The organism is Streptomyces sp. NPDC001890, from assembly GCF_042891445.1.
GTDB lineage: Bacteria > Actinomycetota > Actinomycetes > Streptomycetales > Streptomycetaceae > Streptomyces.
Window position 1 is genome coordinate 641,192 of the sequence record NZ_JBIATE010000002.1, and the last position, 14,476, is coordinate 655,667.

Annotated in this window: 12 protein-coding genes; 9 read left to right on the forward strand and 3 right to left on the reverse strand. The window is 69.0% G+C overall.

Going from position 1 to position 14,476, the window contains the following annotated elements; translation table 11 throughout:
- Positions 1–68 precede the first annotated feature (68 nt).
- Together ACFYY1_RS09055 and ACFYY1_RS09060 are read right to left on the reverse strand one after the other, a co-directional pair.
- Positions 69–1,835: an ABC transporter substrate-binding protein gene (locus ACFYY1_RS09055; protein ID WP_388582750.1), complete on the reverse strand. Its 1,767-nt coding sequence runs from the start codon at positions 1,833–1,835 to the stop codon at positions 69–71.
- A gap of 80 nt (positions 1,836–1,915) precedes the next feature.
- Positions 1,916–2,941: an ABC transporter permease gene (locus ACFYY1_RS09060; RefSeq protein ID WP_388582752.1), complete on the reverse strand. Its 1,026-nt coding sequence runs from the start codon at positions 2,939–2,941 to the stop codon at positions 1,916–1,918.
- A 472-nt stretch (positions 2,942–3,413) separates the two neighbouring features.
- On the opposite strand from ACFYY1_RS09060, the gene ACFYY1_RS09065 reads away from it, so the two are divergent.
- From ACFYY1_RS09065 to ACFYY1_RS09090, 6 genes are all read left to right on the forward strand, one after another.
- Entirely contained in the window at positions 3,414–5,048 is a 1,635-nt protein-coding gene (locus ACFYY1_RS09065; RefSeq protein ID WP_388582753.1) for an ABC transporter substrate-binding protein, read from the forward strand.
- A gap of 117 nt (positions 5,049–5,165) precedes the next feature.
- Positions 5,166–6,089, forward strand: coding sequence for an ABC transporter permease (locus ACFYY1_RS09070; RefSeq protein WP_388582755.1), 924 nt, complete (start codon positions 5,166–5,168; stop codon positions 6,087–6,089).
- The gene (locus ACFYY1_RS09075) at positions 6,082–7,056 is read left to right on the forward strand and encodes an ABC transporter permease (RefSeq protein WP_388582756.1); all 975 of its coding nucleotides are present in this window, start codon (positions 6,082–6,084) and stop codon (positions 7,054–7,056) included. The genes ACFYY1_RS09070 and ACFYY1_RS09075 overlap by 8 nt, the downstream gene beginning before the upstream one ends.
- 13 nt (positions 7,057–7,069) lie before the next feature.
- Entirely contained in the window at positions 7,070–8,047 is a 978-nt protein-coding gene (locus ACFYY1_RS09080; RefSeq protein WP_388582758.1) for an ABC transporter ATP-binding protein, read from the forward strand.
- The gene (locus ACFYY1_RS09085) at positions 8,037–9,302 is read left to right on the forward strand and encodes an ABC transporter ATP-binding protein (protein WP_388582760.1); all 1,266 of its coding nucleotides are present in this window, start codon (positions 8,037–8,039) and stop codon (positions 9,300–9,302) included. The genes ACFYY1_RS09080 and ACFYY1_RS09085 overlap by 11 nt, the downstream gene beginning before the upstream one ends.
- Positions 9,303–9,497: 195 nt before the next feature.
- On the forward strand, positions 9,498–10,499 hold the full coding sequence (locus ACFYY1_RS09090; RefSeq protein WP_388582762.1) for a hypothetical protein: 1,002 nt from the start codon (positions 9,498–9,500) through the stop codon (positions 10,497–10,499).
- Between the two features lie 16 nt (positions 10,500–10,515).
- Here the strand turns inward: ACFYY1_RS09090 and ACFYY1_RS09095 are convergent, their stop codons facing one another.
- Positions 10,516–12,648, reverse strand: a complete 2,133-nt coding sequence (locus tag ACFYY1_RS09095) for a prolyl oligopeptidase family serine peptidase (protein ID WP_388582764.1) — start codon at positions 12,646–12,648, stop codon at positions 10,516–10,518.
- Positions 12,649–12,813: 165 nt separating this feature from the next.
- Here ACFYY1_RS09095 and ACFYY1_RS09100 point away from each other — a divergent pair, with 165 nt between their 5' ends.
- From ACFYY1_RS09100 to ACFYY1_RS09110, 3 genes are all read left to right on the forward strand, one after another.
- Entirely contained in the window at positions 12,814–13,008 is a 195-nt protein-coding gene (locus tag ACFYY1_RS09100; RefSeq protein ID WP_093896879.1) for a hypothetical protein, read from the forward strand.
- Between the two features lie 98 nt (positions 13,009–13,106).
- A complete protein-coding gene (gene mshB / locus ACFYY1_RS09105; protein ID WP_388582766.1) occupies positions 13,107–14,006 on the forward strand; it encodes an N-acetyl-1-D-myo-inositol-2-amino-2-deoxy-alpha-D-glucopyranoside deacetylase in 900 nt (299 codons plus the stop codon).
- A complete protein-coding gene (locus ACFYY1_RS09110; protein WP_388582768.1) occupies positions 14,003–14,449 on the forward strand; it encodes a DUF6113 family protein in 447 nt (148 codons plus the stop codon). Before mshB ends, ACFYY1_RS09110 begins: the two co-directional genes overlap by 4 nt.
- Positions 14,450–14,476: the final 27 nt, after the last annotated feature.

Below are 14,476 nucleotides of genomic sequence, written 5' to 3' on the forward strand. Positions count from 1 at the left end.
GGGCGGTGAGCGGGTGAATGACCGGGACCGGGGACGGCCTGCCGGTCCGGCAGGCCGTCCCCTCGGGATCACGCCTTGGCGTAGAGCTTGGTGATCGCGATGCCGTTGTTTCCGCCGTCGTAGACCACGCCGCCGACCTTGGAGCCGTACAGCCAGTTGCGGATCGGCCAGTAGTCCGGCACGCACGCGGCCAGCTCCATGATCTGCCGGTCGATCGCGCCCCAGGCCTTGTTGGCCTCCTCCGTGTCGGTGATCTTGGCCGCCGCGTCGATGGCCTTGTTGACGCCCGCGTCGTTCAGCTGGGGCCAGTTGGACGCGCCGTCGGCGATCACCCGGCCGTCGAAGGTCGGCTGGAGGGCCGTGTAGCCGCCCGGCCAGTCGGCGGACCAGCCGGCCGCGAACATGTCGTAGTGGTTGTCGATCAGGGCGATCTGGCTGTAGAAGGAGGTCTTGTCGACCTGCTTCGTCACCACGTCGAAGCCCGCCTTGGTGAGCGCGTTCTTGATGGCGACGGCCTGCTTGACCGCGTTGTCGGACTGCTGGAAGGCGATGACGATCTTCTGGCCCTCCTTGCCGGCCTCCTTCAGCAGCTCCTTGGCCTTGACCGGGTCGCCGGCGGGCTTCTTCTTCTTGCCGTAGAGGTCGAAGTCGATGTGGCCCGGGGTGAGCGGGCTGATGATCGTGGTCGCGATCTCGGAGGAGGAGGCGCCGCCACGGATCAGCTGCGTCTGCTGCGCGGGCCAGGCGTAGTTGAGCGCCTGACGGACCTTCACGTCGGGGATCCGCTTGGTGTTGATCGCGTAGTAGTACGTCGCCGCGTCGAGGTGCGTCATGATGCGCTTCTTCAGCGCCGGGTCACCGAGGGCCTTCTGGATGCGCTCGGCCGCGACCTCGTTGAAGATCGACACCGTGTGCTGGTCGTTGCCCTGGTCCGCCATGTACCGGTCCGTGGAGGCCAGCCACTGGAAGCCGAACTGCATCTCGAACTTGTCCGGGTACGCGTTGCGGATCGGGTCCGTCTTCGGGTCCCAGTGCGGGTTGCGCGACAGCGACATCGACTTGCCGACCTGGCGGGCGTCGATCTTGTACGGGCCGCAGGAGAACGGCTTCTTGTCGTAGTCCTCCTTGTTGTCGTGCTTCTTCGGCACCAGGGAGAAGGAACGCATGCCCAGCGTGAAGTTGAAGTCGGCGCGGGCCTCCTTGAGATGGAAGACGACGGTCCTGCCGTCGATCTCGATGGAGTCCAGGTGCTTGCCCTCGTACGGGCCCTTGTACTTGTCGCCGCCGATGAGCCACTGCTGCGGGTAACGCGGGCCGAACGTCACGAACTTGGCGAAGAGCCGCTCGAAGGTGTGGCGGACGTCCTCCATCGTGATGTCCGAGCCGTCCTCCCACTTCCCGCCCTCCTTCAGGGTGAAGGACCAGGTCTTGCCGCCGTCCTTGGTGGTGCCGGCGTCGGTGGCGAGGTCGCCCACGAGGGTGGTGGTGCCGTCGTTGGCCACCTTGTAGCCGACCAGGCCGCGCATGAACAGCGGGGTGAGGAGACTCTCGTACGACGACCAGATCTGTGCCGGGTCCAGGTGGTCGCAGTCCATCGTCTCCATCGTGTAGAGCGTGCCGCCCTTGACCGCGCCCGGGACCTCGGGGGCGGGACCGGTGGAGTCGGCCTTGCTGCCGACCAGGATCTCGGCGCCCTTGTTGCCGGTGACCTTCTTGGGGCCGTCGCCGCTGCCCTTGCCGCCGCCCGCGTCACCGCTGCTGCATGCGGTCAGTACGGTGGAACTCGCGGCCGCCACACCGGTGGCGATGAGGAAGTTTCTGCGGGAGAAAGACATGCGTATCGGTCCTTGAGGTCGGTGGACGAAGCAGGAACGACAGGCCGGACCACGGGGGCCGGGCTGTGCGGAACGAAGGCTCAGCCCTTGGACTTCGGGTCGAGCGCGTCGCGTACGGAGTCGCCGAGCAGGTTGAAGGCGAGCACGAAGATGATCATCGAGATGCCCGGGAAGAGCATGAAGGTGATGTCGTCCGTGTAGAACGACGCTCCGCGCTGGATCATCACGCCCCAGTCGGGAGTCGGGTCGATGATGCCGACACCGAGGAAGGCGAGTCCCGCCTCGGCCGTCACGAAGGCCGGCAGGGCGAGGGTGGACTGGATCAGGATCGGCGTCCAGAGGTTCGGCAGCAGTTCCTTGAAGATGATCCGGGCGGGCGAGGCCCCGGTCACCTTCGCGGCTTCGATGAACTCCCGCTCACGCAGGGCCAGTACCTGGCCGCGCAGCAGCCGGGCCATCGAGGCCCAGCCGAAGGCGGTGAGGGCGAGGATCAGACAGATGGCCCGCAGCGACGTCGGGATCTCGTCGTCCGGCGAGACGAACAGCCCGTAGACGACCGGCATGAAGGCGATGAAGAAGAGCGTCGACGGGAACGACAGCAGGATGTCGATGACCCGGCCGATGAAGTAGTCCGTCTTGCCGCCCAGGTAGCCCGCGGTGATGCCGACGGCCACGCCGATGACCGTGACGAGGATGGTGGCCGCCGCCGCGAGGAGCAGCGAGGTGCGGATCCCGTACAGCAGGAACGTGAAGACGTCCCGGCCCAGTTGGGGCTCGATGCCGAACCAGAACTCGCCGCTGATACCGCCGTTGGGCAGGGCCGGATAGCCGAAGCCGTTGAGCAGTTCCGGGTTGTCCTGGCCGTACGTCGTGTACGGATCCTTGCCGTAGAGCTTGGCGATCAGTGGTGCGCAGATGGCCAACAGGAAGAAGAGAACGACCACATAGGCCGAGATCACGCCGGTGCGGTCGCGCTTGAAGCGCCGCCAGGCCAGCTTTCCCGGCGAGCGCCCTTCGGCGCCCTTGGGTGTCGAAGCGCCCGGTATCTGCGACTTCGCGTCCACCGCTTCAACTGTCGTGGCTGTGTGCGTGGTTGGACTTGTCATGGTGCTCCTGGCCCGGAGGGTCGAAGGACTCCGCAGGGCAACACCTACGGGCTACCCGGACTTTTTCAACGCAATTCATGCAGGGTCAATGAATGTCCGACGCCCTTGGCACGCTCTTTGGAAATTTGAGCAATTCATGACCTAAATGAGGGGGTGTCTTTGCTTCCGCTTAGCTATAGCGAAGACGCATTGGCGACTTAACGGGTGAAGTCCGGCAATGAATCCGATATGCGGGCGCGGATGTCTCGGAATTCGTACGGCCGGTCGCCCGGGGTCGCGGTCGATGCGCATTCGATGCGTGGTCGTTATCGCTCCGCCGTCTGCCGGGGGTCGCGCCCGGAGCTCCTTCGGTCGCGAGGTGCCACTCGGGTGGGCTCCGGCGCGCCCGAATGGGTGGAGTAAATGTGCGTGATGTCCATGATGCGGTGATATTTGACCGTACGTATGACGGAGCACTACGAGGAGGCACTCCATGCGCGGAGCCACACAGGCCAGGTGGGCCGCATGTGCGGTCGTCGTCGCCCTGGCGGCGACGGCATGTGGCGGCGGGGGCAGCAGCAGTGGCGGCGGCGGTGGGGCGAACGGAATCGTGAGCTCTTCGTGGGGCGACCCGCAGAACCCGCTGGAACCCGCGAACACCAACGAGGTGCAGGGCGGCAAGGTCCTCGACATGATCTTCCGCGGGCTCAAGCGGTACGACCCGAAGACCGGCGCGGCCGACAACATGCTCGCCGAGAAGATCGACACCAAGGACAACCAGAACTTCACGATCACCCTGAAGGACGGCTGGACCTTCAGCAACGGCGAGAAGGTCACCGCCAAGTCGTTCGTGGACGCCTGGAACTACGGGGCCCTGCTGAAGAACAACCAGAAGAACGCCTACTTCTTCGGCTACATCGAGGGCTACCGGGACGTCCACCCGGACACCGGCAGCGCCACCGCGAACACGCTCTCCGGCCTCAAGGTCGTCGACGACAAGACGTTCACCGTCAAGCTGTCGCAGAAGTTCTCCCTCTGGCCGGACACCCTCGGCTACCCGGCCTTCGCCCCGCTGCCCCAGGCGTTCTTCACCGACCACGCCGCCTGGGTGGCCAAGCCGATCGGCAACGGGCCGTACACCGTCGACAAGTACTCCAAGGGCTCGTCGATGAGCCTGCGAAAGTGGGACAAGTACCCCGGGGACGACAAGGCGCAGAACGGCGGCATCGACCTCAAGGTCTACACCGACAACAACACCGCCTACACGGACCTGACGGCCGGCAACCTCGACCTCGTCGACGACGTGCCCGCCTCGCAGCTGAAGAACGTCAAGGCGGACCTCGGCGACCGGTACATCAACACCCCGGCCGGCATCATCCAGACCCTCGCCTTCCCCTTCTACGACAAGAAGTGGGACACCCCGAACGGCGCCAAGGTCCGGCAGGGCCTGTCGATGGCGATCAACCGCCAGCAGATCACCGATCAGATCTTCCAGAAGACCCGCACCCCCGCCTCCGACTGGACCTCCCCGGTCCTCGGAGTGGACGGCGGCTTCAAGGAGGGGCTGTGCGGCGCGCCCTGCGAGTACAACGCGGCGAACGCCAAGAAGCTGATCCAGGAGGGCGGCGGCATCCCCGGCGGCCAGCTCAAGATCTCGTACAACGGTGACACCGGCTCCCACAAGGAGTGGGTCGACGCCGTCTGCAACAGCATCAACAAGGTGATGGGCAACAACAAGGCGTGCGTCGGCGCCCCGGTCGGCACCTTCGCCGACTTCCGCAACCAGGTCACCCAGCAGAAGCTGACCGGTGCCTGGCGGGCCGGCTGGCAGATGGACTACCCGCTCATCCAGAACTTCCTCCAGCCCCTGTACTACACCGACGCCTCGTCCAACGACGGCAAGTGGAGCAACAAGGAGTTCGACGGGCTCGTCGACAAGGCCAACGCCGAGTCCGACCGGGCGAAGGCCGTGACGACCTTCCAGGACGCGGAGAAGGTCCTGGTCGCCCAGATGCCCGTCATCCCGCTCTGGTACCAGAACGGCAGCGCCGGCTACTCGGACCGGATCTCCAACGTGTCGCTGAACCAGTTCAGCGTCCCGGTCTACGAGCAGATCAAGGTCAAGTGACCCGTTGAGGCCGGGTGGCCGGTGCGCTCCTGGCACCGGCCACCCGGCCTGCCCGTCCCCGCGACGCGTCACTCCCCAGCCCCGAGCCCCTGACCCCCGCGACCCCCGGAGCCCTGCATGGGACGTTATGTGATCCGGCGGCTGCTGCAGATGATCCCGGTCTTCTTCGGCACCACGCTGTTGATCTTCCTCATGGTGAACGTGATGGGCGACCCCATCGCGGGTCTCTGCGGCGACCGCGCGTGCGACCCCGCGACCGAGGCCCAACTCCGCGCCGAGTTCGGCCTCGACAAGCCCGTCTGGCAGCAATACCTCACGTACATGGGCAATGTCTTCACCGGCGACTTCGGCACCGCGTTCAACGGGCAGAAGGTCACCGAGCTGATGGCCACCGCCTTCCCCATCACGATCCGGCTCACCATCGTCGCGATCGTCTTCGAGATCGTCATCGGCATCAGCCTCGGCGTCGTCACCGGCCTGCGCCGCGGCCGCCCCGTCGACACCACCGTGCTCATCCTGACCCTGGTCGTCATCTCCATCCCGACCTTCGTCACCGGCCTGCTGCTCCAGCTCCTCCTGGGAGTCGAGTGGGGCATCATCAAACCCTCCGTCTCGCCGGAGGCCCCCTTCAACGAGCTGCTCGTACCCGGCCTCGTCCTCGCCTCGGTCTCCCTGGCCTACGTCACCCGGCTCACCCGGACCTCCATCGCGGAGAACGCCCGCGCCGACTACGTCCGCACCGCCGTCGCCAAGGGGTTGCCCCGGCGCCGCGTCGTCATCCGGCACCTGCTGCGCAACTCACTGATCCCGGTCGTCACCTTCATCGGCACCGACGTGGGCGCGCTGATGGGCGGGGCGATCGTCACGGAGCGGATCTTCAACATCCACGGCGTCGGCTTCCAGCTCTACCAGGGCATCCTGCGCCAGAACTCCCAGACCGTCGTCGGCTTCGTCACCATCCTCGTCCTCGTCTTCCTGGCGGCGAACCTGATCGTCGACCTGTTGTACGCCGTACTCGACCCGAGGATCCGCTATGCCTGAGCAGACACCGGACGAGGCGATCTCACCGGCCGGAGCGGGAGGCGTGATGGACCTCGCCCTGGAAGAGGGCACGACCCTCGAAAAGACACCCGGCGGCCCGGAGGGCACCGGCCCCGCCGAGAAGCCGCGCAGCCTGTGGTCCGACGCCTGGCGGGACCTGCGCCGCAACCCGGTCTTCATCATCTCCGCCCTGATCATCCTCTTCCTGGTGATCATCTCGATCTGGCCGTCGCTGATCGCCGACCAGGACCCCCTGAACTGCGACCTGGCCAAGGCCCAGCAGGGCTCCCAGCCCGGACACCCCTTCGGCTTCGACGGACAGGGCTGCGACGTGTACACCCGTACCGTCTACGGGGCCAGGAACTCGGTGACCGTGGGCGTCTGCTCCACCCTCGGCGTCACCCTGCTCGGGGGTGTCCTCGGCGCCCTGGCCGGGTTCTTCGGCGGCTGGTGGGACTCGGTCCTCTCCCGCCTCACCGACGTCTTCTTCGGCATCCCCGTGGTCCTCGGCGGCCTGGTCTTCCTCTCCGTGGTCACCAGCTCCACCGTCTGGCCGGTGATCGGCTTCATCGTGCTGCTGGGCTGGCCGCAGATCGCCCGTATCGCCCGCGGCTCCGTGATCACCGCCAAACAGAACGACTACGTACAGGCGGCACGGGCGCTCGGCGCCTCCAACTCGCGGATGATGCTGCGCCACATCACCCCGAACGCCATCGCGCCGGTCATCGTCGTCGCGACCATCGCGCTCGGTACGTACATCTCGCTGGAGGCGACGCTCTCGTTCCTCGGCGTCGGCCTGAAACCGCCCGCCGTCTCCTGGGGCATCGACATCTCCGCCGCGTCCCAGTACATCCGCAACGCCCCGCACATGCTGCTCTGGCCCGCCGGAGCCCTGGCGGTCACCGTGCTCGCCTTCATCATGCTCGGCGACGCGGTGCGCGACGCCCTCGACCCCAAGCTGCGCTGAGGAGCCCGCTGCCATGTTGCTCGAAGTGCGCGATCTGCACGTGGAGTTCCACACCCGCGACGGAGTGGCCAAGGCCGTCAACGGGGTCAACTACTCGGTGGCCGAGGGCGAGACGCTGGCCGTCCTCGGCGAGTCCGGCTCCGGCAAGTCGGTCACCGCCCAGGCCATCATGGGCATCCTCGACATGCCCCCGGGAAAGATCAGCGGCGGCGAGATCCTCTTCAAGGACCGCGACCTGCTGAAGATGAAGAAGGACGAACGCCGGAAGATCCGCGGCCAGGAGATGGCCATGATCTTCCAGGACGCGCTCTCCTCCCTCAACCCCGTGCTCAGTGTCGGGGAACAGCTCGGCGAGATGTTCGTCGTGCACCGGGGGATGTCCCACAAGGACGCCAAGCTGAAGGCCGTCGAACTGATGGACCGGGTCCGCATCCCGGCGGCGAAGGAACGCGTCGGGAACTTCCCGCACCAGTTCTCCGGCGGCATGCGACAACGCATCATGATCGCCATGGCGATGGCGCTGGAACCGTCGCTGATCATCGCGGACGAACCCACCACCGCCCTCGACGTGACCGTCCAGGCCCAGGTGATGGACCTGCTCGCCGAGCTCCAGCGCGAGCTGAACATGGGCCTGATCCTGATCACCCACGACCTGGGCGTGGTCGCGGACGTCGCCGACAAGATCGCCGTCATGTACGCGGGCCGGATCGTCGAGTCCGCCCCCGTCCACGAGATCTACCGGGCGCCCGCCCACCCGTACACCAAGGGCCTGCTCCGGTCGATCCCGCGGCTGGACCAGAAGGGCCGGGAGCTGTACGCGATCAAGGGCCTGCCGCCCAACTTGCTGCACATCCCGCCCGGCTGCGCCTTCAACCCGCGCTGCCCGATGGCCCAGGCGATCTGCCGGGGCGAGGTGCCGCCGCTGTTCGAGGTGGCCGAGCACCGCGAGAGCGCCTGCTACTTCTGGAAGGAGACGCTCGATGCACGCTGAGACGCGCGAAGGCGGCGAGCCCATCCTGGAGGTCCGCGATCTGGTCAAGCACTACCCGCTGACCCAGGGCATCCTGATCAAGAAGCAGATCGGCGCCGTCAAGGCGGTCGACGGGGTCTCCTTCGACCTCGCGGCGGGCGAGACGCTCGGCATCGTGGGGGAGTCCGGCTGCGGCAAGTCGACCGTGGCGAAGATGCTGGTCCATCTGGAACAGCCGACGGCCGGCGCGATCAAGTACAAGGGCGAGGACATCACCAAGCTGTCCGGCCGTGCCCTGAAGGCCGTACGCCGCAACATCCAGATGGTGTTCCAGGACCCGTACACCTCGCTGAACCCGCGCATGACGGTCGGCGACATCATCGGGGAGCCGTACGAGATCCACCCCGAGGTGGCCCCGAAGGGGGAGCGCCGCCGCAAGGTGCAGGACCTGCTGGACGTCGTCGGCCTCAACCCGGAGTACATCAACCGCTACCCGCACCAGTTCTCCGGCGGCCAGCGTCAGCGCATCGGCATCGCCCGCGGCCTGGCCCTGAACCCCGAGATCATCGTCGCCGACGAACCCGTCTCCGCCCTCGACGTCTCCGTACAGGCGCAGGTCGTCAACCTGCTGGACCGGCTCCAGGCGGAGTTCGGGCTCGCGTACGTCTTCATCGCGCACGACCTGTCGATCGTCCGGCACATCTCCGACCGGGTCGGGGTGATGTATCTGGGCCGGATCGTCGAGATCGGCTCCGACGAGCAGATCTACGACCACCCCACGCACCCGTACACCCAGGCGCTGCTCTCCGCCGTCCCGGTGCCGGACCCGGCGGCCCGGGAACACCGGGAGCGGATCATCCTGCACGGCGACGTCCCGTCGCCCGCCAACCCGCCCTCCGGCTGCCGCTTCCGCACCCGGTGCTGGAAGGCGCAGGAGCGGTGCGAACTGGAGGTGCCGCTGCTGGCGGTCCCGGCCGTCTTCCGGCTGGCGGACACCCCGGCCGGGCACGACTCGGCCTGCCACTTCGCGGAGGAGAAGCAGGTGGTGCCGCCGGAGGGGCTGCTGGAGACGCCGGGGGAGGTTCCGGGGGAGACGGCGGAGGAAACGGCGGAGGGGGACGGTCCGCCGGAGGGCGCGGAGGGCGCGGAGGGCGCGGAGGGCGCGGAGGGTTCGCAAGGTTCGGAGGGTTCGCAAGGTGCGGACGGGGCGGAGGGTTCGGAGGGTTCGGACGGGGAGAACGGGTCGGCTCCGTCCGGTTCCGTCCGGGGCGGCTGACGCGGGCGCGTTAACGCGTGGGCAACCCGGGCGTCTCACGTCCGATATACGGACCGGCCAGCATGTCCGGGTACGGCCGTGCGGGTGCCGTGTACCGGCCGGGAGGCCGTCAAGTCCTCCCGGCCGGTTGCCCGTTGGCGCACCACGCCGACGAACCCCTTGTCCGGCGGGCGGGGACGGTGAAGTATCGCTCGGGTGATACTCACTCGGGGGGCAAGGGTCACAGGTGCCGTTCTCTGCGCCGCGCTCGCGTCGATCGTCGCGGGCTGGGTCGTGCGGGACGTCAGGGCGGCCGACGGCATCGAGCGGTTGTGGCACTACTGGGCCGCGTATCGCGACGCGCAGATGACGCTGAGTCCGGCCACTTCGCCGTACGACGTGGTGCTGTTCGTGGTGTACGTCGCCGCGGCCGTCGCGTCGCTGCGGTCCTCGGTGGCCGGTCCCGCGCTGGTCGCCACCGGAGTGCTCACGATCGTGGTCCGGCTGCCCGGACTCTGGAACATCGGCGAGCCCCGGATGGACGGCCGGTTCGTCGACGACCTGCGCACCCGCGCCCTGCTCTGTGCCTTCGCGTCGCTCGCGGCGGGCATCGCGCTGATCATCACCGCGGCGGCCGGCCGCCGGGCACCGCACGACTTCTCCGAAAGCGCCCCGGCCCGGCCCGGACAGGGCGCGGGGGTGGTCGCCTTCCTCTGCCTCGGCGCGGCGGGAGCGGTCACGATCGCCTGGGAGATCCGCCAGGCGGTGCGGATCCCGTACATCTACCCCGACTGGTTCCTGGGCGGGGACAAGGTCTTCCAGGGGCTGACCGACCCGCCGCCCGGCTGGTTCACGGCCGTCCTGGCGCTGCTCTGCCTGTTCGCGGGGGTGAGCGGGCTGCCGCGCGCCGTGCACGCCCGCCCGTTCGGCCTGATCGCCGCCGCGCTGCTGCTGGGCGGCGGTGGGGTGGGCGTGGCCCGGTCGGTGCACGAAGAGCTGCTGGAGCACTTCGCCGATCTGCCGGTCGAGGCCCAGCTCACCGTGGCGACCGGGTTCTTCGAGGTGTTCGTCGGCGTGGTGGTGCTGCTGGCGCTGGCCCGGCCGGGCCCGGCCGTACCCCCGCCGCTGCCCGACCCGGGCTACGGGCAGGGGTACGGCTATCCGCGCCCCGGCGTCTTCGGGCCGCCGCCCCCGTCCCAGCCGCCGCCCGGCTGGTGACGGGGAGGGCGACGGCTCAGCCCGTCAGCCCCAACGACCGCTTCAGGAAGTCGACCTGGAGCAGCAGCAGATTCTCCGCCACCTGCTCCTGCGGGGTCATGTGCGTCACCCCGCTGAGCGGCAGCACCTCGTGCGGGCGCCCGGCCGAGAGCAGCGCCGACGAGAGCCTGAGCGAGTGCGCGACGACCACGTTGTCGTCCGCGAGGCCGTGGACGATCATCATCGGCCGCACCTGCTCGGCAGCCTCCGAGAGCCCCTCGTCGGTGATCACCGAGTTGTGCGCGTACACCTCGGGCTGCTTCGCCGGGTCGCCGAGATAACGCTCGGTGTAGTGGGTGTCGTACAGCCGCTGGTCGGTCACCGGGGCGCCGACCACCGCCGCGTGGAAGACGTCGGGACGGCGGGTCACGGCCAGGGCCGCCAGATATCCGCCGAACGACCAGCCGCGGATCGCGACCTTGCCGAGGTCCAGCGGGAACCGGTCCGCGAGGGCGTGCAGGGCCTCGACCTGGTCGTCCATGGAGAGCACCAGGTTGTTCTTGACCGCCTTCTCCCAGCCGGGCGTGCGCCCCGGTGTGCCCCGGCCGTCCGCGACGACGACCGCGAAGCCCTGGTTCGCGAACCACTGCGACGTCAGGTGCGGATTATGCGCGGCGACCACCCGGCGGCCGTGCGGTCCGCCGTACGGATCCATCAGTACCGGAAGCGGACCATCCGATTCCTTGTACCCCTCGGGGAGCAGCACGGCGCACGGAATTCGCCGTGCGCCCCCCTCGGTGAGGTGGACCCGGGCGGAGAGCACCGGCTCCTGCGCATGGCTCGTCACGGTCGCGATCCGCTTGCCGTCCCGGACCACCTCCACCAGGGCGCCCGGCCGGTCCAGGGAGTGACCGACCAGCACCGTCACCCCGCCCGCGCGGACCGCCGAGTGCAGACCGGCCCCTTCGGACACCCGTTCCACGCCCAGTTCGTTGACCCGGTAGACGTGGGTCTCGCCGAGCTCCGGCTCGGCCGCCTCCTCACCGGCCGTGGCCGAGATCAGGATGTCCGACTCGCCGATGTCCAGTACCGCCTGGAGCTGCAACTGCGCCCCGGTCAGCAGCCGGTCGCCGACCGCGAGCACCCGCGCCCCGCCCTCGTCCGCGATCCGCACCAGCCGGCCGTCCGGCGTCCAGGCGGGCACCCCGGGGAAGATTTCCAGCCAGACCGGGTCCTCGTCGGCATGCACCGTCCGCGTCGAACCGGTCTCCGGGTCCACCGCGAGGAAGAGCTGACTCCGCTGGTCGCGGGACTGCACCAGCAGCAGCGGCGCCCCCTGCGACGACCAGTGCACCTGCGCCAGATAGGGGTGGCGCGCCCGGTCCCAGACCACTTCGGTGCGGGCGCCGTCCAGGCCCAGCACGAAGAGCCGCACATCGGCGTTGGGCGTCCCGGCCGCCGGGTAGGCGACCTCGGCGGGCCTGCGGTCCGGGTGCGCGGGATCCGCGATCCACCACCGCCGCACAGGGGCGTTGTCGACCCGGGCGACCAGCAGCCGGTCCGAATCCGGCGACCACCAGAAGCCGCGCGAGCGCTTCATCTCCTCGGCCGCGATGAACTCCGCCAGGCCGTACGAGACATCGTCCCCGTCCGGCTCGGCGAGCGCCCGGTCGCCGTCGCCCTCCGCGTCGACGACCCGCAGTGCACCCTTGGACACATATGCGATGTGTCGTCCGTCCGGTGACGGCCGGGGGTCGATCACCGGGCCCGGCACCGGCAGCGCGCGGGCCGTACCCGCCCGCAGTTCGGCGACGTACACCTTCCCGGAGAGCGCGAAGGCGGCCAACTCCGCCGCCGCGTCGACCGCGTAGCCGACGATCCCCGACGACCCCTCGCGGCTGCGCTCGCGCCGGGCCCGCTCCTGCGCCGACAGCCGCTCCGCCGAACCCCCCAGCAGGGCCTGGGGATCGGCGACCACGCGCTCCCGGGGCGCCCCGTCCTTCGGCAGGTCGAGCACCCACAACTGGCCCGAACGGTCCGTCCCGGAGCCCGAGCGCAGGAAGATCACCCGCTCCCCGTCGGGTGAAACGGTGAACGACCGAGGGGCGCCGAGGGTGAATCGCATCGTCCTGGCGTGCTGACGGGGAAAGGTGATCTTCTGCGAGGTCATGCACCGAACCTAGCCCCCGACCGCCCGGTCGTGCGCCCCTCGTGCTGCTGTGCCCCGATCAATGCGTTACGACGGATAGTTATGATCCGTAGCGCTCGGTGGGTATGAACCTGCTGGCTCCATGTGTGCTGCCCGTCCCGACCGTACTGATGGAGGTGAACCGCCGTGGCACTCTCGATTTCGGCGGTGGTGCTGCTGGCGATCGTCGTCTTCCTGCTGATCCGGAAATCCGGACTGAAGGGCGGACATGCGGTGGTCTGCGCACTGCTCGGTTTCTATCTCGCCAGCTCGTCGATCGCGCCGAGCATCTCGAACCTGACCACGAATGTGGCGGGCATGATCGGAAGCCTCAAGTTCTGAGGCCCGGCCCGTCGGCGGTCGGTGCGTGGTGGTCGGAGCGCGGTGTGCGGTGGTGACGCGGGCGGAGATCGGTGCGCCCGGCTCGTAGGGTGGTCCCCATGACGGACCATCCCGCCCGGCGCCTCCTCCTGGTGCACGCGCACCCCGACGACGAGTCGATCAACAACGGCGCCACCATGGCCAAGTACGCGGCCGAGGGTGCCCAGGTCACCCTGGTGACCTGCACGCTCGGCGAGGAGGGCGAGGTCATCCCGCCCTCCCTCGCCCATCTCGCGGCCGACCGGGACGACGCCCTGGGCCCCTACCGACAGGGCGAGCTCGACGCGGCGATGAAGGAGCTGGGGGTCACCGACCACCGGCTCCTGGGCGGGCCCGGACGCTTCCGCGACTCCGGAATGATGGGCGCCGAGCAGAACCACCGCGCCGGCGCCTTCTGGGCCGCCGAGGTGGACGAAGCCGCCGGGCACCTGGTGGAGGTGATCCGCTCCGTGCGCCCGCAGGTCCTGGTCACCTACGACCCCGACGGCGGCTACGGACACCCCGACCACATCCAGGCCCACCGCGTCGCGATGCGCGCAGCCGAGCTCGCCGCCGATCCCGGGTACCGCACCGGGTCCGGCGCCCCGCACACCATCGCCAAGATCTACTGGAACCGGGTGCCCCGCACGGTCGCCGAGGAGGGCTTCGCCCGCCTCCGGGAGACGGCGCCGGACGCCTTCCCCGCCATCGCCGCCATCGACGACGTACCGGGCGTGGTCGACGACTCCAGGATCACCGCGCGGATCGACGGCACGGCCCACGCCGCCGCCAAGAGCGCCGCGATGCGGGCCCACGCCACCCAGATCGCCGTGGACGGCCCCTTCTTCGCCCTCTCCAACGACCTCGGCCAGCCCCTCTTCACCACCGAGTACTACGAGTTGGTGCGCGGCGACTCCGGAGCCCCCCGGGGGGCCCGGGAGGACGACCTGTTCGCGGGTGTGGCGGGAGCGGAGCGATGAGCGGCGGCAAGCAGCGCGCACCGCGCCCCTCGAACGCCGCCGGGAGCGGCGCGCCCACCGGTCTCGCCGCGCCCCTCGACCCCAAGCGGATCGCCGCCTACGTGGGCCTCGCCGTGCTGGGCGCGCTCGTCGGGCTCGCCGGGGCGCTCGTCCAAGCCGCCTGGTTCCCCGCCGGATTGCTGCTCGCGCTGCTGGCCGCCGCCGGGCTCTTCCACGGCGGACGCCGCCTCTTCGGCACCCAGCTCGGCGCCCTGGCACCCGCCGCGGGATGGCTGATTTCGATCGTCGTTCTGCTGGGTGGGCGCCCGGAAGGCGACTATGTCTTCGGTGACGAACTGGGCCTGACCCTTTTCATGCTGGGCGGGATGGCTGTCGCTGTGATCTGTGCCACCATGTCGCGGTCGCCCCAACAGGGCGCCGACAGCGGCCGACCTGGCAAGTAAAGTGCCACGTCCGATCCCGTAATGCCC

Excerpts from the sequence above, each read along its gene's own strand:
- mshB (WP_388582766.1), top strand. The coding sequence starts at position 13,107 with ATGACGGACCATCCCGCCCGGCGCCTCCTCCTGGTGCACGCGCACCCC.
- ACFYY1_RS09080 (WP_388582758.1), top strand. The coding sequence starts at position 7,070 with ATGTTGCTCGAAGTGCGCGATCTGCACGTGGAGTTCCACACCCGCGAC.
- ACFYY1_RS09060 (WP_388582752.1), bottom strand. The coding sequence starts at position 2,941 with ATGACAAGTCCAACCACGCACACAGCCACGACAGTTGAAGCGGTGGAC.
- ACFYY1_RS09075 (WP_388582756.1), top strand. The coding sequence starts at position 6,082 with ATGCCTGAGCAGACACCGGACGAGGCGATCTCACCGGCCGGAGCGGGA.
- ACFYY1_RS09110 (WP_388582768.1), top strand. The coding sequence starts at position 14,003 with ATGAGCGGCGGCAAGCAGCGCGCACCGCGCCCCTCGAACGCCGCCGGG.
- ACFYY1_RS09095 (WP_388582764.1), bottom strand. The coding sequence starts at position 12,648 with ATGACCTCGCAGAAGATCACCTTTCCCCGTCAGCACGCCAGGACGATG.
- ACFYY1_RS09065 (WP_388582753.1), top strand. The coding sequence starts at position 3,414 with ATGCGCGGAGCCACACAGGCCAGGTGGGCCGCATGTGCGGTCGTCGTC.
- ACFYY1_RS09070 (WP_388582755.1), top strand. The coding sequence starts at position 5,166 with ATGGGACGTTATGTGATCCGGCGGCTGCTGCAGATGATCCCGGTCTTC.
- ACFYY1_RS09055 (WP_388582750.1), bottom strand. The coding sequence starts at position 1,835 with ATGTCTTTCTCCCGCAGAAACTTCCTCATCGCCACCGGTGTGGCGGCC.
- ACFYY1_RS09085 (WP_388582760.1), top strand. The coding sequence starts at position 8,037 with ATGCACGCTGAGACGCGCGAAGGCGGCGAGCCCATCCTGGAGGTCCGC.